The following is a 20,160-nucleotide window of genomic DNA, read 5'->3' as shown; positions in this document are numbered from 1 at the left end:
TAACATTTATCAATGGAGCGGTGATTGAAACCTAAATTAGGGCTTAGAAACTAGAAGTTATTTTTAAGCTCACGTAAAGCGGCAAATACCGTCAAAGACTTTTCATCATCGATATTTACTTTAGCTTTCACCCCTGCTATCACACTCGGCTCTTGCGTACGTAAAAACACATTTACCGCACGCTCATGCTCTAAAGTCACCGGTAATGTTGGGATGCCTTGTGTTGTTTTTTCTTCTGCTTGCGTCAATGCTCTCTGCATTGCGGCATTATCAGGTTCAATCGACAAGCCAAAACGTAAGTTGCTAGCGGTATATTCGTGCGCAGGGTATAACAAGGTATCGGTTGGCAGCCCGTTTAGACGCTTAAAGCTCTCATGTAATTGCTCAATGGTTCCAGTAAAAACACGCCCACAACCAGCACTAAATAGTGTATCACCGCAAAAACAATGCTTACGGCCTTCGATATCTAAAATATAAGCCATATGACTGGCAGTATGACCAGACACGTCCCATACTTGCGCTGCGTTGCCCCATGCGCTCACTGTACTGCCATCTTTTATGGTCTGATCTTCATCGACGTTATGTTCAGCATGCGCTACCAGATGCGTCATCGGATAGGACTCTTGTAGCTCTGCGACGCCGCCGATATGATCATGGTGATGATGAGTCGTCCAAATCGAAGTCAGCTCTAATTCATTTTCTTCTAAGTAAGCAATAACAGGTTCAGATTGACCCGGATCAATAACAATCGCCTGTTTATTACTGTCATTAATTAGTGTCCAAATATAATTGTCATTAAATGCTTTAATGGGGTGAATACGAATACTCATGTTAAATCCTTACTAGTAGTTATCTTTATCACTAAGATGTTCTATAAAATACTTTACAGATCAAAAGTGCCTAATTATTGTTTTAAATACTGATTAATGCGGGCTTCTGCTGCTTTATCTGTCCACCAGTAGTCGATACCGATAGCATTGGACGGCAGTTTTTCAGTATGACGGTATTGATTCCAGTAAGCGACATTGGTAGCCGACTTACCATATAAAGGCACTAAGTAATGACCTGCACGGAGCAGACGATCAAGTACGTGAGTATATAAAATAATCTCGTCGCGGCTTTCAGCATTCGCAAGTGCTGCTGTTACCTGATCAATGGCTGAATTTTTAACACCAATAGTATTCCTATTACCAACTTGGTCAGCAGCCGCACTGCCCCAAAATGCTGCTTGTTCTGCACCCGGGGATAAACTCTGCGCAAATACATCCGTCACCATATCATAGTCAAAACGGCGCACGCGTTCGTAATATTGTGGTCCATCGACTTGACGTAATGTCGTATCAAATCCTAGACGCTTTAAATTGCGAATATAAGGTAGCAGCACGCGTCCCATGGTTTCGCCCGTCATCAGAATCTCAATCTGAGCAAGCATGCCATCAGGTTGATATAGCTTCATATCTTGATAATAAAACCCCGCATCGAGTAATAACTGCCGTGCCTTTAATAATTCTGTACGGTTAAAGCCGCTGCCGTCACTAGTTGGCAGCTGCCATTCACCTAATACTGCCTGACGTTGAATTGGCTCGAGCTTGGATAATAAAGGGGTGAGCACCTGCATCTCTTCAGTAGATGGTTTGCCAGTCGCAGCAAGCTCTGAGCCATGAAAGAAGCTTTGTAAGCGTTCATACTGCCCATGAAATAAAGTCTTATTCATCCACTCGAAATCATAAGCCTTGCTCAGTGCTTGACGAACGCGAATATCTTGAAAAATTGGCCGGCGCATATTCATCACCAGTCCTTGCATCGGCACTGGATTTTCACTGCTTATCGTTTCTTTATTAACCAGGCCTGCTTTGACGGCAGGGAAATTGTAGCCCGTTGCCCAATTAGAGGCTTTGTTTTCAGGGCGAAAACGATATTGACCAGATTTAAAGCCCTCAAAGGCAATCTCATCACTTTGATAATACACAAACTTAATCATATCGAAATTATAACGACCACGATTGACCATCAAATCACGACCCCAATAATTGGGATCACGCACGTAACTAATCGAACGACCGGCGTCGACGCGTCCAAGCTTATAAGGCCCACTGCCCATCAAGGGCGTTAAGCTAATTTTTTCAAAATCAGTATCGATAGAGGATTTGGCAAAAATAGGAAACTGCCCGACTGTTAATAAAATCTCTTTATTGTCATCAGAGTCAAAGACAAACTTCACGCGTTGCTTATCAATAACTTGAATATCTTTAATATCTCCTAAGTAACTGCGAATATACATCGGTCCTTTATTTAATATTGCATCATAAGTGGCTTTGACGTCACTACTGGTAACCGGCGTTCCATTCCAAAAACGCGCTGCAGGATTAAGATGATAAATAATCCAACTGGTATCATCAGGATCATAAGTGACTTTACTTGCCAGCTGCGGATACATAGTAAACGCTTCATTCAATGAGCCAGTCATCAAAGTATCATATAGATAATCGGTGCCAACCATCGCTACACCAGTAGTCATCCATTTGTTGGCCGCATTAAAGGTGCCGCGCGCATCAAGCGATAACGTGCCACCTGTCGGCGCCTTTGGATTGGCATAGGGCATAAAGGGCGCGTCAATATATTCAGTAGGACTATTATGCCCAAGCGCAGCAGTGGTGATTGGTGCAGCGTAACTGACAGGCATGCAGCTCACAACTGCAACTAATAAAATGGTTTTTAGCGTGGCATTTTTTATCATAATGAAGTTATCACCAACCCTGTATGCAACCAATGACTATATTGAAAAATTACCTAATAACGGCAAGCTAATGACAGCTTAAATAAGAAATCACTAAAAGCGATAAATACCGCAAAATTTCATCATAACAAACTTAGGTTTTTTAACCTAATGCTTTACAGGATTAAGTAGGCTGCTTGACGTATTATTCACCCAAGAAGCATATTCATTCCTCATAAAAAAGACGCAGCTTATAAAAGTTGCGTCTTTTTTCTAAAACTTAGCAATAATTAAAACCTTAGCAGTACTTAAGCGTGTTTCTTTTCAAACGCAATCATAAAGTCGACTAGTTGCTGTACCCATTCTAACGACACCGCATTGTAAATACTGGCACGCATACCGCCCACATCGCGGTGACCTTTTAGATGCAGTAAGCCTGCTGCTTCTGACTCTTCTAAGAATATCTTGTCAAGGCTAGCATCTGCTAGCGTAAACGGTACGTTCATGATAGAGCGATATTTAGGGGCAACTGGATTGCTATAAAAGCTGCTGTCATCAATCGTCTTATAAAGTAAGTCCGCTTTTTGCTGGTTGATTTTGCCGATAGCCGCGACGCCGCCCTGCTCTTCTAACCAGTCAAAAACCAAACCTGCTAAATACCAAGAATAGGTCGCTGGTGTGTTTGACATCGACTCTTTTTCAGCCTGATGTTCATAGTTCATCAGTAGCGGGCACCACTCACTTGCCTGCCCTAATAAATCTTCACGGATGACGACAATCACTAGACCTGCAGGGCCAATATTCTTTTGTGCACCAGCGTAAATCATGCCAAATTTAGAGACGTCGATTGGCTGTGACAAGATACAAGAAGACATATCAACGATAATGGGCGCATCAACTTGTGGTGGTTCAAATATCTGTAAACCATGAATGGTTTCATTGGCACAATAATGAAAGTAAGCGGCATCTTCGCTAATAGCCCATTCATTTTGCTCAGGCACATCAGTAAAATTGCTGCCTTTACCTGTTGCAACCACATTAATTTCACCAAGACCAAGTTTGGCATAGCGCTCTGCTTCTTTGACCGCTTTGCCTGACCAAGTACCGGTATTGAGATAATCAGCACGTCCATTATTTAACAAGTTTAATGGAATCGCTGAAAACTGTAAGCTGGCGCCGCCTTGTAAAAACAGCACTTTATAATTATCTGGAATGTCCATCAATGAACGCAGTTTAGCCTCGGCTTTTTCAGTAATCGCGATGTACTCTTTACTACGATGGCTGATTTCCATCACTGATACACCACGTCCTTGCCAGTCGAGCAATTCTTCTTGGGCACGTGATAATACAGCGGTCGGTATCGTAGCAGGTCCGGCAGAAAAGTTAGGTACACGGTGATGTTCAGTTGTAGAGGCTGAGTTTGTAGACATAGCTATCATCCTAAGTTTGATGGGATTATTGTTGTTAATTGGGATTGAAAACTTAATGATTAAAACACTTTTTACATTTTTATTTGGTGGTGTTCTAAAAAGTATGCTGGCGATAAAAGTCAATAAGAAATCTATGCTACGTTCTCTGATCCTACAGGGCTTTCAAGGCTCCAAGAATTGTTTAAATTTTAATCAGCATACTTTTTGATACACCACCTTTTATTTTAGTTGCTAATGACTTTATAGTTTTTTCACAAACTTACTGTTATACAAAATAATCATTATTAATTATACAAAAAATTCATTATTAATCAGCCGAATCAGAAAGCAGCTTCCAAAGCTGACGCTTTAAGCTACTATCAGTAAGCATGTCATCTAAAGTTGGTGCCGTAGTCAGATTAGGATGCTCAAGCCCATCAGGCAATGGCGTTAATGCCGCAACCTGTATATCTTCACTACGACCAATCTTAAAAACGTATCCAGCAAGACTGGCATTGGCAAGCTCAGCCGTATCCATACCTTCACAGATAGGAAATGATGTCGTCTCACAGGTAATTGATAGCGCTTGCGTGATATTTTGCCATAGTTTTTGACTGTCATTATTAAGGGCTTGGATATCAACCAATATCACCCAGTTACCGTAGCGACCACCTTGCAAGTCAAACGGTGCTACTTTTTTAAAGATCTCCTCTTTAAAACCATCATCTTTAAAGCTATCAGTGTTATTGATGTTAGAAATAGCGGCTTGCTGGACGACAGTATCTATGAGGGGCGTAACGGCTGTATTAGAGGCATCAGGAACAGTTGTGTCAAAGCTATAGGTAACGGGGCTTTGTTGGTCAGGATAGCTTAAATCTGGCTCATGATAGTGGTTGATAAACTCATCATCTACTATACCTGATATAGCGCCCACGGACTCAACATTTGAATGGTCAACGTTTGCCGCATCATCACTTGGACGTTCTGTCATTGCATGGCTGATGCTGGGCTGTAGAATGGTTGCATCAGCAGTAATAGACTGAATGGCGCTATTAATGATAGTAGAATCAGATAAAGCAGGTGCAGAAATATCTGCGATATTCATCGTTTCAGAATTCGGCTGCACCCACTGATTGATACCCATCATCGCTAAAATCTGACGCTGCTGCATACGATGCTGCAATACAACCAGCGGGTCTTGGATATCACTCATGCGACTCTACTATCCTATTTATCTTAAATGGGTTTACAAATTTTAATCTCAAAAAACACTAAAAAAGCTGTCGAACCTTTAACCAGTGTTCTGATAGTAAGGTCAAGCAATCATATTCATCCTGACTGACTATCGTATCGTGTAACATTGCCGTATGCAATGTACTCAGCCATTGCCGGTAATCATTATAAGCATAAGGCTTATTGGTAGTCGCATTATAATCTATTTGATGGTTGTGCTGTTGTCGCTCTTGTTGCTTTTTTTGAATGTTATCGTCATGCTTAAGATCTGCGGTAGAGGACTCAAAGATAGGCACAGCTTCTAGCAACGCCAGTAGTTGAACACTATTTAAATTTTGTGCAGTAAGCAGCAACCATTGTAAGTTTGCCTCGCTAACAGCTGCTAAATCAATATCAATCAGGCGCGTTTGACGTCGCAAGTCCACGGCATAATAAGCAACACTGGTATTATTAACGTCGAGCGCTGGCGTCATCTGACCTTTAGCATCGTTTGATAAGCGATAAGCCAATAACGTCAACATCGCTTGCTCAGCAATACCGAGGCTGTCGAATACCTGATCTGAAGGATCAAGTTGGGCAATTATATCATCCCTACCAGCTTGCAGTTTTTGCTGCCAAGACCAGTATTCATTTGAATATTCATCATTTAGTATTGTATTCAATACGGGTAGAAGTTGCTGTAAATGCAGCGCCTGCCATAATGCTAAAATCGATGGTGTTCGTGATTTGGTATTATTTGAATGAGTGCATACTGGTTTAAATTTACCGATATTATCTCCTTCATTCATTATATTATCAGCAAAATTTTTGCTTAAATTGGCTGTTAGCTGACGTTCAAATAACTCAAGTATGCCTTTCTGATAACGACTAAGCATCTTACGACTTTTTTCTTGCTGAATATAATCCTGGTAACTTTGGTTGCTATAGCTGCTTTCACTCTTTAAACGTAATTCATTGATAGCATTTTCAGATAAATCATGTTGAGACAGTTGTTTTATCGCCAGCATAATTAAAGTATTATCTAAGCGGCGGTCGATACTGGCAACCATCTCTAATAACTTATGATCTATGGTATGCGGTAAATTTTTCTCATCGCTAGCAATGCGAGCTTTAGATTTAATATCATCATCGGTCGTAGCATATATTTTATCACTAGGAATCCCAATCCAGATATCAGCCAAATCATAAGTTGCAGTCGTTGAAAGTATGCGACCTTGATGGCATAGCATTGCCGTCTCGATAAGTGCGAGTGCCCCTAGCGGATGATGAATGTGATTGAGAATATACTGCGGCAGGGAGACTTTTTGTATATCATCGAAACTGACTAAGTCTTTCGCTGGCAAATCGCTATCAGGTTTTGCTTCCCAAGGCTTTAACAACTTATAAGTACCAATCTCACGCGCCTGTACCTGCAAACGCCCATCAATAACGACGTCTTGCTCTACGACAAACTCAAGCCCATCGTCTGTTTCTGAGTCACTACTCATTTCAACAGTAGAAAAGGCAGCAATTTCTTTGCCAATAGTCTCATCAGGATTGCTAGCAACGCTTTTCTTAGCTGAATAACTGTCTTTATTAGCATTGCTTTTATTAATATCGGATGTTAATTGAGAATTAAGTGGTGGAGATTGACTTGCGGTTTTTCCTTGCGTAATTTTACTTAGGCTATTTGCTGTTATCACTCCCCAATCGCCTAATCGTCGCTGCTCATATATCTCTTTGATTTTGTTTTGATTTACGCGCTTTTCTTTGGCGACTTGTACAGCAAATTTTTGGTAAACATTGGCATTAATAGCACTCATACGTTCAGCTAAGCTTGGATGCGTAGCAAACCATGAAACATCACCCAAGTCCGCTCCACTACTGGCAAAGAAGAAGTGGCTGAGTCCATTGATATCAGCGATACTTGATAAGCGCGAGCCTAGAGAATCTCGATGAATGGCCTTTAAGGTTTCCATAATCGCCGGCGAGCGCGTGAGCTGTATGCTGGTGGCATCGGCGAGTAATTCACGCTCACGGTTAAAGCTATGCTTGATTAGCTGCGCACTGGCCATGCTAGAAAAGCTCAATCCATGTATCAGCAATGTCCAAATATTACGAGGCGCTTGCCGATCAGTGTCTCGTCTATTTTGTAACCACATTGCTTGACTTTTAACTGATGACTGCTGGCTTTGGGATTGCTTTTTCCAGTAGGTTACCCACTCACTATGAGTCGTAAAACTTGCCGTTTGTACCTCAGTGCTGCGAGCATGGCTATCAATGGCTCTTTGTGGTAAAGGTTTATTTTGATTAACAGCATTATCAAAATCATTGTGATGATTATTGTGACGGCTAGAGCCAATATTATTAATAGAATCACTCCAGTCATAGAGTAATTGTAGGCCTGCTAGCACCACCATTAATTGTAAATTAAATGTAGCATCGCCATGCAATATATGACCATATTCATGCCCTATGAGCCCGTATAGTGCCTCATCAGACAGCTTATCAAGCGCCCCTTGAGTCACCACCAGCACCATATCTTGGCTATGACGACCCGCGACGAAACCATTAATCCCTTGCTCATCAGGCAGCACATATAGAATTGGCATACTCAAACCTGAAGCAATGGCCAGCTGCTGGGCAATTTCATAATAACGACGGTAAACAGGCGGGAAATCACGCTCATCACGTACCGCGATATGACGCGCGCTAAAGCGAACCTTTTGTACCGGCTCATGCTGATGGCTAACCCCGCGACTATGCTCCCAAGCATCTTGGCTATGGTCAACAAACAACCGAACTGCGCCAACTCGCTGAGCAATCGCACGACCCCCTGCTGCTAAGCGTCCATACTCCAAAAAACTACCAATGACGAAGCTACCGATCGTCCATACAACAACCAGTATCAATGCCCAATAATAAATGCCACCAGTAAATAGCGTGAGCAACAGCGCCATGACACCGAGTGCCACCGCAATATGCGCGAATATAATAAGAAAAAATAGCCCATACAGCAGTAGGCTGCGCTGAGTACGTTTGCGCTGTTCGCCAAAAAAATCCATCTATTTGCCTGACCTAAAGAATGCTAAATACATTTGAGCCTATGAATGTAGTACAGCACTAGCTCATATTAACAACCGGTGCTTGAGCAATCGCCTTTCTATCTTCAAACACCAATTGACTTAATGGACGAAAGCCAAAGGTCGTGCTAATCAAATTATTTGGGAATACTTCGCGATCATTGTTGTAAAACATCACGCTATCATTATAATGCTGACGCGCAAAACTAATGCGGTTTTCAGTATTGGTCAGCTCATCCATCAGCTCTTTAATCATACTATCTGCCTTTAACTCAGGATATGCTTCTACCACGGCAGAAAATTGACCTAAAGCTTTAGATAACATGCTCTCTGCTTTAGCAAATAACGCCATATGCTCAAGCGAATCGGGCTGATGCTGAGTAGAGTCTTGTAGACTTTGAGCATGGTTACGCGCACTAATAACACGAGTCAGCGTTTCTTCTTCGTGCGTTAAATAACGCTTGGCGGTTTCAACTAAGTTTGGAATTAAATCATGACGACGTTTAAGCTGTACATCTATCTGAGAAAAACCATTTTTTGCCTGATTACGGGCGCGTACCAATTTATTAAAGATTGATACCCCAAAGACCACGATCAATATCACTACTGCAATGAATAGCCAAACAAACATTTTCATCATAAAATCCCAAAACGTTTCGCATTGATAACGGAAGTTATTGTTAATAAAGGTTACTACATTGTATTTTAACCCATATTTATAACTCAAAGTTTAAAATCGGATGGAATACAGGCGAAAAAAAAGCCCTTTATAATGAAGGACTTATTGTCAGAATAAAACATTTCAAACGCTTTTTTAATGCCATCATCAAATTTTGGGCAAAAAAAAGCGACTCCAAAAGCACATCCTCGGCACACATTATAACTATTACCGTTGCTACCTTCCGGTCCTGGCGGGATTCATAGAACAATGTTGCGAGGCTACCAATGGAGCCACCAGTTGCAGATTATACAAGAATTTTTCATTATTACAACCCCAATCGTCAAACAGATTGGTTTATATGATAAAGAACCTCGTAATCTAGCCAGCAACCTACTCCGTAACACACAGCCCGTAACCGTAAGTGACAAAATTCTCACAGCAACTCATCTGAATTTTGCTATTTTAGCTAATGAAGCTAAAAGCACTAAACATCTTCTAATAAATAAAATGCGCGTCTATAACCTCTAGTACCATCGCTTTTAATACAGAAAATAATTTTTAGTTGAACATAATCAATATTAATATCAATTTTATTTCGGAGATTACCATGAAAACCACTCTAATCAATAAAGCCGCTCTCGCCACTGGCACCGCTTGTCTATTAACCGTCATGATGGGCAGTGCTCATGCAGAACCAACGGGCTATGACCAGCTTACTTTCCAAGCAGAAGTCAAAGAAGAGATTCAAAACGATGAGGTCACTGCCAGCTTATATAAAAAAGCACAGGCAACCGATGCCAAAGCATTGGCAACCACACTAAACACTTCAATTAATAATGCCTTAAAAATTGCTAAACGCTACCCGACTGTCACCGTTAGCACGGGACAACAGCGTACCTACCCACGCTATGATAAGAATAACAAAATCATCGGTTGGACAGGACAGGCGAATATAGATCTAAAAAGTACCGACTTTACCGCAACCAGTCAGCTGATTGCTGATTTGCAAGAAACCTTGGTCATGGAAAACCTCAGCTTCGGGGTTTCAGATATCAAAAAGAATGCGTTAGAGCAAAAACTGATGACTGATGCTTCACGCGCCTTTCAGCAACAAGCTAAAAATATGACTCGGGCATGGGATGCGCGCAGCTATCGTGTCGTCAACGTTAACCTAAACACTGGCAGCAACTATCCACGCCCTATGTATAACGCGATGAGCATGAAAGCTGAATCGGCCGATGCGGCAGTACCAAGCCAAAACTTTGAATCTGGTAATAGTACGATTTCAGTGACTGCTAATGGCACGATTGAGTTAACCAAATAAGTTAAAAAGATTAATATCATTAGGGCGTGTTGAACATTGGCGATAAAGTGTTGGCAAAAAAAATAGCGAACGTCTAATCTTTAAGTTCTCACACCAAAAGATCGCGTTCGCTATGCCTCGTACCATGCTCAAAGATGAACACTGGACTAGACTAAGACCTATCTTACTAGAACTGAATATTTATGACAAAGGAAATCTAAGACAAACAGTTGAAGGTATACTTTATCGAATGCGCGTTGATTGTCCTTGGCGTGACTTACCCGAGAATTTTGGTAAGCCTAATACCATCTACAAAGCTTATCAACGCTGGTTTCGCAGTAATAAGTTGATTGCGTTGTTCGCTTTATTAATCAAAGATTCAGACCTCGAATGGGTCTTTATCGATGGTACTCATATTAAAGCGCATCAGCATAGCAGTGGTGGTAATGAGAACCTGCAAGGTATTAGCAAAAGTGTGGCAGGACGTGCCACTAAGATCCATTTAGCGGTTGATGCTCATGGTAACCCAATCACTTTTATCTTATCAGATGGCACCACTCATGATGTGAAGATAGCACCAGACTTAATTGATAACATAGATTTGAGCGCAACAGTGACCGTATGCGCCGATAAGGGTTATGATTCTGAGGCACTGCGGGCGCATATTAAACAAGCAGGGACGCGTGATAACATCCCTCGAAAACGAAACACGAAGTCCTCTAACGACCATATGGATTGGGACTTGTACAAAGTCCGCCACTTAGTAGAAAACGCTTTCGCTAAACTAAAAAACTATAGAGCAGTTGCCACAAGATTTGATAAGCTCAAGCAAAGTTATGAGAATACGGTGGCGCTTGCTTGTGCTTATCTCTGGTTGAAATTGTGAATGTTCAACACGCCCTAATAGTTTCTAAAAATAAGGGCAGCCGCTGAATCCAGTGACTGCCCTTATTTTATATAGATAGCTTTAGCCTGATGATTTAAACCTATTTAAGATCACTCAATACTTAGCATTATTTACTGCGAGTTATTTTATCACTGGCTGCTCAAGAGTCATTGGTTTATCCGCTATTGGTTTGGTAAACGATTGCATATTAGGTTGTTTGCCATCTTGACGCATTTTTAATAGCACTTTTTGATACCATGGTAGACGCTGATAAGCCAAAAGCTGCTGGGCGATTTTCTTATTGTTTTGCAACGTCTGTGTATTTTGAATCACATAGACAGTACGTGAGATTTGTTTTAGCGTCTGCCCTTTCGCGTTTTTAATCACAGCATTGATAACATGAGAACCCGGTAGAATATCAACAGTTGAAATCGATGTACTCAAACCTTGAGCGACTTCATTACCATCAAGTGTAATGCTGACACTATCACCTGCTTGTAGTGCAGGTTTAATTTGCAGAGTAACCACGATACTTTGTGCAGGGCGACGATAAGCACGTTCTTCGCTAGGCTCAATCATGGATAATTGATAATTTACACGCGGCGCTTTGGTAGCGACTGTCGTCGGTGGTGCTGTACTGGTGGTTTGATTCGCTGCTGTAGACACATTACTAGAGCTACTATTGGAATCAGTAGTAATATGGGTTTCAGTAATCTGCTTACCAGCTTGCTGTTCATAGTTCTGCGGACGATCGGTAAAGGTGACTTGACCCGTCTTTTCATCGACAATTTTATAAATAGCAGCGGCATTTGCCATCGGCGCGTAGAGACTGGCTGTGCAAATTAGCAAGCCAGTTAATAATATCTTATTTTTTGTATGGCTGCGTATGGTCATGGCGGTCTGAATTAGTCGTGAATGTTTCGAGAGTGAGTGCATAGTCAGTCAACCTAATAAATAAGTGCGCGTGTTTAATAAATATCATAATACTATTATGGGTTATTTTTAAGGTAATAACACTAGCGTCTGTTACATTATTTAAATGGCTAAATACTCAAAATACTTTGCAGCTCGGTTATATGATAGATATTGAAAAAGCCAGCTAAATGAATTTAGCTGGCTTTTATTATTCAAAACAATGGAACGTATTAACTACAGATTAGCAGCTATAGTACAAGTCAAACTCGACTGGATGCACAGTAATATTAACGCGCTGTACTTCTTCTTGTTTAAGCGCAATGTAAGCTTCTAACATCTCTTTGGTGAAGACATCACCTTTTAATAAGAACTCGTGGTCTTCTTTTAACGCTTGTAGCGCCACTTCTAAGTTTTCAGCAACTGTTGGGATGAGTGCTTCTTCTTCCGGTGGCAAGTCATATAAGTTCTTATCAGCGGCTTCACCTGGATGCATTTTGTTTTGAATACCGTCAAGACCCGCCATGAGTAATGCAGCAAAGGCTAAATACGGATTGGCTGCTGGATCAGGGAAACGCGCTTCAACGCGTACCGCTTTTGGACTACTGACGTGTGGAATACGGATAGATGCTGAGCGGTTAGATGCAGAGTACGCAAGCTTAATTGGCGCTTCATAATGCGGCACTAGGCGCTTATAGCTGTTGGTCGATGGGTTGGTAATTGCATTTAGCGCGCGTGCATGCTTAATGATACCACCGATGAAATATAGCGCAGACTCAGACAGACCCGCATATTCATCGCCTGAAAAAGTATTGACGCCGTCTTTTGAGATTGAGATATGCACGTGCATACCAGAACCATTATCACCAACGACTGGCTTTGGCATAAAGGTGGCTGTTTTACCGAATTGATGCGCGACATTATGTACCGCATACTTTAGCTGCTGTACTTCATCTGCTTTACGAACTAAAGTATTGAATGCAACGCCAATCTCTAACTGGCAAGGGGCAACTTCATGATGATGGACTTCGATACAGCCTTCACCAATCATATCTTCTATGCGCTCACACATTACGGTACGCATATCTTGTGAGCTATCGACTGGTGGCACTGGTACATAAGCACCTTTGACACGTGGACGATGACCCATATTGCCCCATTCGTAATCTTTATTGGTGGACCATGCCGCTTCTTCAGCGACAATTTCGTGGCTCACACCAGACATGTTAATCGACCATTTTACTTCGTCAAATACGAAGAACTCAGGCTCAGGACCGAAATAAGCGGTGTCGCCGATACCTGTAGATTTCAGATACTCTTCAGCACGGCGAGCAATAGAGCGTGGATCACGATCATAGCCTTGTAGCGTTGATGGCTCAATGATGTCACAAGTCACGACAACAGTGACCGCATCAAAGAACGGGTCAATAAACGCCGTCTCTGGATCAGGACGCAAAATCATATCTGATGCTTCAATACCCTTCCAGCCAGCAATAGATGAGCCGTCAAACATTTTGCCATCTTCCAGCGATTCTTCATCAACGCTATGAGCTGGGAAGCTCATATGATGCTCTTTACCGCGAGTATCGGTGAAACGAAAGTCCACCCATTTGGCATTGGCTGATTTGATAAGGTCTAGTAGTTTATTTGACATAGATAGTTTCCCTTGTGGTTATCATGGTACTGAGGTTAAAGGTTAAGATTTAAAGCGGTTATAGATAATTTAAAGCGGTTATAGATAGAAAGTGTAAAACCTGTTTCTAAAAAACAATATGGTTAAATCCAATAATATTTTGAGCTTTATACTTGTTATTAGCGCTATGAACCAGTGTTTTTCTTGATGAGTAGCGGCGAATATTTATTGGCCAAATAAATGCAGCTGCTATTTTAACAACATCTGACTCATAATGCTGAACTCTTCAAATGCTTATTAGTAAAAATCCTCTGCCGCTGAGCAACATAATATATTGCTATACAATAAAACTGCAACGGCTATGCCAATCTATCGAGATACCGAGACCACCTACCATTAAACATTATATTTATTATCAATAAATATAATAACTTATAGAAAATATAGTAATATTTTAGATTAATATAGTCATATTATGGTTGTGCCTATCGATAACTATCAAGCATTTAACATTCTAATAAACGCACTATAAAAGTGCGACATAAATGCTTTTACTGACTACCTGTGCACCCTTATAGCGCATTAATTTGGTGTGTTTAGAAAATACATTTTCGTTTAACCCGTTTGATTATGCACTGCTACCTCTAATTAATAGGGCGTGTTGAACATTGGCGATAAAGTGTTGGCAAAAAAAATAGCGAACGTCTAATCTTTAAGTTCTCACACCAAAAGATCACGTTCGCTATGCCTCGTACCATGCTCAAAGATGAACACTGGACTAGACTAAGACCTATCTTACTAGAACTGAATATTTATGACAAAGGAAATCTAAGACAAACAGTTGAAGGTATACTTTATCGAATGCGCGTTGGTTGCCCTTGGCGTGACTTACCCGAGAATTTTGGTAAGCCTAATACCATCTACAAAGCTTATCAACGCTGGTTTCGCAGTAATAAGTTGATTGCGTTGTTCGCTTTATTAATCAAAGATTCAGACCTCGAATGGGTATTTATCGATGGTACTCATATTAAAGCGCATCAGCATAGCAGTGGTGGTAATGAGAACCTGCAAGGTATTAGCAAAAGTGTGGCAGGACGTGCCACTAAGATCCATTTAGCGGTTGATGCTCATGGTAACCCAATCACTTTTATCTTATCAGATGGCACCACTCATGATGTGAAGATAGCACCAGACTTAATTGATAACATAGATTTGAGCGCAACAGTGACCGTATGCGCCGATAAGGGTTATGATTCTGAGGCACTGCGGGCGCATATTAAACAAGCAGGGACGCGTGATAACATCCCTCGAAAACGAAACACGAAGTCCTCTAACGACCATATGGATTGGGACTTGTACAAAGTCCGCCACTTAGTAGAAAACGCTTTCGCTAAACTAAAAAACTATAGAGCAGTTGCCACAAGATTTGATAAGCTCAAGCAAAGTTATGAGAATACGGTGGCTCTTGCTTGTGCTTATCTCTGGTTGAAATTATGAATGTTCAACACGCCATAATTAAAAATACTTTTTATTTATCGCTCGTCAGCATACAGATGCGCTACATTTGATAGACTGCAAAATAGTGGTAAGATAACGACGTCTAAAAGAGCATTTGCTGTAATAAAAGTCAGTTAACCTGATGAATTAAGATAAGTGAAAAGCAACAGAAATAAGCCAAGCACTGCACAGTACTTAAAAGCAAAACCAAATCAATGAGTTGAAGCCATAATGATTCTGATGATCGATAATTACGACAGCTTTACGTACAATATTGTACAGTACTTCGGCGAATTGCAGCAGGACATCACCGTTTGGCGTAATGATCAGATCAGTATCAAAGAGATTAAAGCCTTGGCACCTGATATCATTGTCATCGGTCCTGGACCCTGCGACCCTGACCGTGCAGGTATCTCACTAGAGGTCATCGATACCTTTAAAGGTATCATCCCAATATTAGGTATTTGCTTGGGTCATCAGGCTATCGGACAGGCGTTCGGAGGAAAGATCGTCAAAGCTGGCGAAGTTATGCATGGACGTTTATCTGCGGTCTATCATAGTGGTACAAGTGCTTTTACCAACTTACCTAACCCTTCACAATTCACCCGCTATCACTCGCTGGTGGTGGATAAATCAAGCCTACCCGATTGCTTTGAAATCACCGCTTGGACACAGCATGACGATGGTAGTATTGAAGAAATTATGGGCATTCGCCATCACAAATTTGCTATTGAAGGCGTTCAGTTCCATCCTGAGTCTATTTTAAGCGAAGCGGGCTATCAGTTGCTCAATAACTTTTTGCAAGCGCATGACTTAGCAGTAGTAAACGCAGATGAGTTGCCACAAGTGGGCTAGCTATGTATCAATACTCTTTTTATCAGCAAGCGGTCTATAACCAATGATATAGCAAGAGCTGCTACGTTTAGTTTAACCAATTTATTTAAACCAAAAATATAAAAGATAATAATAAGTGAGAATATTATGACCACTGCTATCATGCAGGATGTATCTTCTACTCTGAATCAGAATCCCGAAGATATCAGTCATCTGTCTGATGAGAGTATCCATCAGCTACTGACTAGCGCCTTAGGTAGAATTTTTCAGCATATTGATTTGACTTTTGATGAGATGTATCAAGTGATGCTCATCATTATGCAAGGTAGATGCAGCGATGCCATGATGGGTGCTATTTTGACCGGTTTGCGTATGAAAGGTGAGTCAATCGATGAGATTACTGCCTCGGCTAGTGCGATGCGTACTCTAGCGGCCAATATCGTACCGAAAAACTGTCATTATTTGGTCGATATCGTTGGTACAGGCGGTGATGGGGCCAATTTATTTAACGTGTCTACAGCGGCGGCTTTGGTTGCAGCTGCAGCAGGTGCGCAAGTGGCCAAGCATGGTAACCGCGGCGTTTCTAGCAAGTCTGGTAGCTCAGATTTACTTGAGCAGGCTGGTATCAGCTTGTCTTTGACACCTGAGCAAGCACAAGAGTGTATCGAAAATCAAGGTATTGGCTTTTTGTTTGCGCCCAATCATCATAGTGCGATGCGTTACGCCAATCCAGTGCGCCGCGAGCTAAAAGCGCGGACGATTTTTAATATTTTAGGCCCGCTCACCAACCCTGCTGGCACGCCCAACTTGGTCATTGGCGTCTTTACCGCGCAGCTGTGTGAACCTTTAGCAAAAGTGATGAAAAATCTAGGCGCACGCCATGTGATGGTCGTCGGTGCAAAAGATGGCTTGGATGAAATAAGCCTTGCGACATCGACCACAGTGGCTGAGCTAAAAGATGGAGAAATATCCGTCTATGAGATGATGCCAGAAGATGCCGGTGTTGAATCACAAACCTTAATCGGTTTGGATGTCGATTCTCCAGAGCAAAGCCTAGAGCTGATTCGTGCCGCTTTATCAGGGTCAGATACCAATGACCGCGCCGTGCTCAAAGCGCGTGATATGATCGCCTTGAATGCAGGTGCTGCAATCTATACCGCAGGGCTTGCCAGCAACTATTCAAATGGTGTAAGCCGAGCACAAAAAGTCATCCAAAATGGTGATGCGTTAACTAAGCTTGAAGCGTTGGCTAATTATACGCAGCAACTAGCAGCGGCAAATTAACGACTATTATTTTTTATGATGATAATTTAAATGTATCAGTACACAGTTCACGCTATGATTGTTTATTTATATTTAACCATATTTGGATACCGCCATGATTACTAATACGACCTCCCGCTCAGATATTCCTTCGGTGTTACAGCGTATCGTCGCCACCAAACACGACGAAGTTGCCACTGCTCGTAATGAGTTATCGCTTGAGGAATTAAAATCACAAGTTGCTGCTGATAGACAGCCTCGTCGCGGTTTTGCCAATGCTTTACGAGCCGCTGATATTGGCATTATCGCTGAGATTAAAAAAGCGTCACCATCTAAAGGTATTATTAATCACAATTTTGCGCCGGCCGAATTTGCTAAGCAATATGAACAAGCAGGTGCTAGCTGTCTGTCAGTGTTGACCGATCGCGATTATTTCCAAGGTGACGATAGCTACTTAACTCAAGCACGCCAATCTTGTGATCTGCCGATATTGCGTAAAGATTTTATGGTCGATATCTATCAGATTTATCAGTCTTATTTGCTAGGTGCCGATTGTATATTGCTGATTATGGCGTGCCTTGATGATGCGCAAACACAAGAGTTACACGCACTCAGTATAGAGTTAGGCATGGACGTATTGATTGAAGTCCATACAGCAGGCGAGCTTGAACGTGCTTTACAATTGCCACGTTCAGAGCACAATATCTATGGTATCAATAATCGCGATTTAAATACCTTTGCTGTAGATTTGCAGACAACGCTTGATCTAAAGAATACACTATTACGAGAGCTAGCTAGTAATGATGCTCTGGCTGCTAATCCCAATGATAACTTACAGCGACCACTTATCGTCACCGAAAGTGGCATCCATAGTGCAGACGATATTCGCTTAATGCTGAGCCATAATATTCAGCACTTTTTAATTGGTGAGCAGTTCATGAAAACTGATCATCCCGGACAAGCATTACAATCCTTACTTGCGAGCGTCGCAACACAGGCGTAAAGTAAGTTAAAACAGCTTAAAGTCAAATAGCTTAGGTGGTTTAAACAAAGCCAGCATGATACTGATCACTCTATTAATTGGCTTTATTACTTGGTCAATCATTAGTACATTCACTCACTAACCAACGATACATTAATTATTATGTCAAACTCTCTGTTTTCAAAAGAAATGCAAGACCAACTTAAAGAACTTAAAGGTCAACTAAGCAAAGGTCGTGATACCACCTCACCTGATGGCGACAATGGAAAACCAACTGAGCCTGTGTCGCTATTGACCCAAAAACAAGTCAAAAAGACTGTTAAACAGTTAGACTCTGAGCATATCGACGATGATAAAGTATTGTTTATGCAAGCGATGCATGGCGTCAATCAGCTCGATGATAAAAACGTGCGCTCACCGGCCAATGCAGCAAAAGCCAAAAAACCTGACGCAGCGACGCTGTCAAAGCGTGCAGCCGCCCAAGGTAGTGAAGGTGCAGACTTAGGTGCTGGCTTATCGGACATGCAAGCGCTCCTTAATCCTGTCGCTGGTGAAGCCTACTTATCTTATAAAAATCCAACGCTACAAACCAAAGTATTTACCCAATTAAAACAGGGTAAATTACGTTGGTATGATGCGGTTGATATTCATGGCTGTACGATTGAAGAAGCGCGAGTTGCAATGACTCAACTGCTCAGCCAAGCAAAGCAAAATAACGAAACTATGGTAAAAATTGTCCATGGTAAAGGTAGTGAAGCGATTCTCAAAACCTGCGTCAATGGTTGGTTACGTCAATTGCCAGAAGTATTGGCATTTTGCTCAGCCCCACCAAAAGACGGTGGCAATGGCGCCGTATTGGTATTATTAAAAAAATCTAGAACAGATGACGAATAGGCTTTTTGGTTTAGGAACAAAAAAGGACTGCATATGTGCAGTCCTTTTTTATAGCTGTATTTAATCTATATTATAGTAATTCAAAATAAAATACGTACGATTGTCATAACATTCTGCTGGTATGAATTTTATGGTTAATCGACTATAAATAGCTTCATTCATGTTGAATAGCTTTAACCATATAGGATAAGTCTGTCATGAGCTTACAAATCATTGAGACTACTGAAAGCGCTGAAAACATCGACGCCGTTGAAATAACGGAAACGACTGAACAGCTAAAGCTTCACATCAACGCACTGATCGCTATTGAGCCAAGATTTGCTCCTATCTACGATCAAGTGGGCGTACCAGACTTACGACGTAATACCGGTGGCTTTGAGCAGCTACTAAGAGCGATGGTGGGTCAACAACTCTCCGTAGCGGCGGCTTCCAGCATTTGGAAAAAACTGCTTGACGCTAACCTCACCTCACCGCAAACGATTATTCAGGTAGAAGACGATATATTGCGAGCACAAGGTCTATCTAAACAAAAAATTCGTTATGCGCGCTCATTGGTTGAGCATGATATCGATTTTGAAGCATTGACCACAATGAGTGATAACGAGGTGCTTAAAACACTCACTGCCGTCGTTGGCATTGGCCGTTGGACTGCCGAGATGTATTTATTATTCTCTTTGGGGCGATCTGATGTACTCGCTGTCGATGATTTAGCGATTAAAGTCGCTGCGATGCATTTATTAGGCTTAGCAGAACGCCCAACGCCAAAGCAATTAGAGACAGCAACTAAAGAGTGGTCGCCACATCGCAGTGCTGCTAGTTTACTACTATGGTCACATTATGGCTGGCTGAATAATAGAAAAGCTCTGCCAGTATAA

General features: G+C 41.6%; 16 protein-coding genes and 1 other RNA gene. 8 read left to right on the top strand and 9 right to left on the bottom strand.

What is annotated here, in order from left to right:
* Window positions 1-50 precede the first annotated feature (50 nt).
* The 7 genes from gloB to ffs form a co-directional block, all read right to left on the bottom strand.
* Window positions 51-830 (bottom strand): hydroxyacylglutathione hydrolase, encoded by a 780-nt coding sequence (gene gloB / locus DABAL43B_RS06930; protein ID WP_079691690.1) that lies wholly within the window; start codon window positions 828-830, stop codon window positions 51-53.
* 74 nt (window positions 831-904) lie between these two features.
* The gene (locus DABAL43B_RS06925) at window positions 905-2,737 is read right to left on the bottom strand and encodes an extracellular solute-binding protein (protein ID WP_079691689.1); all 1,833 of its coding nucleotides are present in this window, start codon (window positions 2,735-2,737) and stop codon (window positions 905-907) included.
* 287 nt (window positions 2,738-3,024) lie between these two features.
* Window positions 3,025-4,146 (bottom strand): 3-phosphoserine/phosphohydroxythreonine transaminase, encoded by a 1,122-nt coding sequence (gene serC, locus DABAL43B_RS06920; RefSeq protein ID WP_079691688.1) that lies wholly within the window; start codon window positions 4,144-4,146, stop codon window positions 3,025-3,027.
* A gap of 307 nt (window positions 4,147-4,453) precedes the next feature.
* Window positions 4,454-5,338, bottom strand: a complete 885-nt coding sequence (locus tag DABAL43B_RS06910; protein ID WP_079691686.1) for a hypothetical protein — start codon at window positions 5,336-5,338, stop codon at window positions 4,454-4,456.
* 58 nt (window positions 5,339-5,396) lie between these two features.
* Window positions 5,397-8,402 (bottom strand): M48 family metalloprotease, encoded by a 3,006-nt coding sequence (locus DABAL43B_RS06905; protein WP_079691685.1) that lies wholly within the window; start codon window positions 8,400-8,402, stop codon window positions 5,397-5,399.
* Window positions 8,403-8,460: 58 nt separating this feature from the next.
* Window positions 8,461-9,060 (bottom strand): LemA family protein, encoded by a 600-nt coding sequence (locus DABAL43B_RS06900; RefSeq protein WP_264753843.1) that lies wholly within the window; start codon window positions 9,058-9,060, stop codon window positions 8,461-8,463.
* Between the two features lie 211 nt (window positions 9,061-9,271).
* Window positions 9,272-9,368, bottom strand: an RNA gene (gene ffs / locus DABAL43B_RS06895) — signal recognition particle sRNA small type.
* Between the two features lie 320 nt (window positions 9,369-9,688).
* On the opposite strand from ffs, the gene DABAL43B_RS06890 reads away from it, so the two are divergent.
* Window positions 9,689-10,405 carry an SIMPL domain-containing protein gene (locus DABAL43B_RS06890; RefSeq protein WP_079691684.1) on the top strand — a complete coding sequence of 239 codons (717 nt, stop codon included), beginning with the start codon at window positions 9,689-9,691 and terminating at the stop codon, window positions 10,403-10,405.
* A 112-nt stretch (window positions 10,406-10,517) separates the two neighbouring features.
* A complete protein-coding gene (locus DABAL43B_RS06885; protein WP_079691683.1) occupies window positions 10,518-11,270 on the top strand; it encodes an IS5 family transposase in 753 nt (250 codons plus the stop codon).
* Between the two features lie 141 nt (window positions 11,271-11,411).
* On the opposite strand, the gene DABAL43B_RS06880 is transcribed toward DABAL43B_RS06885, so the two are convergent.
* Together DABAL43B_RS06880 and glnA are read right to left on the bottom strand one after the other, a co-directional pair.
* Window positions 11,412-12,164: a DUF4124 domain-containing protein gene (locus DABAL43B_RS06880; protein ID WP_227516753.1), complete on the bottom strand. Its 753-nt coding sequence runs from the start codon at window positions 12,162-12,164 to the stop codon at window positions 11,412-11,414.
* 262 nt (window positions 12,165-12,426) lie between these two features.
* Complete coding sequence (gene glnA, locus DABAL43B_RS06875) at window positions 12,427-13,836, bottom strand: type I glutamate--ammonia ligase (protein WP_079691681.1); 1,410 nt, start codon at window positions 13,834-13,836, stop codon at window positions 12,427-12,429.
* 723 nt (window positions 13,837-14,559) lie between these two features.
* Here glnA and DABAL43B_RS06870 point away from each other — a divergent pair.
* From DABAL43B_RS06870 to DABAL43B_RS06845, 6 genes are all read left to right on the top strand, one after another.
* Complete coding sequence (locus tag DABAL43B_RS06870; RefSeq protein ID WP_079690684.1) at window positions 14,560-15,312, top strand: IS5 family transposase; 753 nt, start codon at window positions 14,560-14,562, stop codon at window positions 15,310-15,312.
* A 231-nt stretch (window positions 15,313-15,543) separates the two neighbouring features.
* Window positions 15,544-16,167 carry an anthranilate synthase component II gene (locus DABAL43B_RS06865; protein WP_079691680.1) on the top strand — a complete coding sequence of 208 codons (624 nt, stop codon included), beginning with the start codon at window positions 15,544-15,546 and terminating at the stop codon, window positions 16,165-16,167.
* Between the two features lie 126 nt (window positions 16,168-16,293).
* Complete coding sequence (gene trpD, locus DABAL43B_RS06860) at window positions 16,294-17,430, top strand: anthranilate phosphoribosyltransferase (protein WP_079691679.1); 1,137 nt, start codon at window positions 16,294-16,296, stop codon at window positions 17,428-17,430.
* 94 nt (window positions 17,431-17,524) lie between these two features.
* Window positions 17,525-18,412: an indole-3-glycerol phosphate synthase TrpC gene (gene trpC / locus DABAL43B_RS06855; RefSeq protein ID WP_079691678.1), complete on the top strand. Its 888-nt coding sequence runs from the start codon at window positions 17,525-17,527 to the stop codon at window positions 18,410-18,412.
* 141 nt (window positions 18,413-18,553) lie between these two features.
* A complete protein-coding gene (locus DABAL43B_RS06850; RefSeq protein WP_079691677.1) occupies window positions 18,554-19,285 on the top strand; it encodes a Smr/MutS family protein in 732 nt (243 codons plus the stop codon).
* Window positions 19,286-19,482: 197 nt separating this feature from the next.
* Window positions 19,483-20,160, top strand: a complete 678-nt coding sequence (locus tag DABAL43B_RS06845) for a DNA-3-methyladenine glycosylase family protein (protein WP_079691676.1) — start codon at window positions 19,483-19,485, stop codon at window positions 20,158-20,160.

The sequence above is a fragment of the Psychrobacter sp. DAB_AL43B genome (assembly GCF_900168255.1).
Lineage (GTDB): Bacteria > Pseudomonadota > Gammaproteobacteria > Pseudomonadales > Moraxellaceae > Psychrobacter.
The sequence above is the reverse complement of the archived record's forward strand: the minus strand, read 5'-3'. Positions and strand labels throughout refer to the sequence as shown.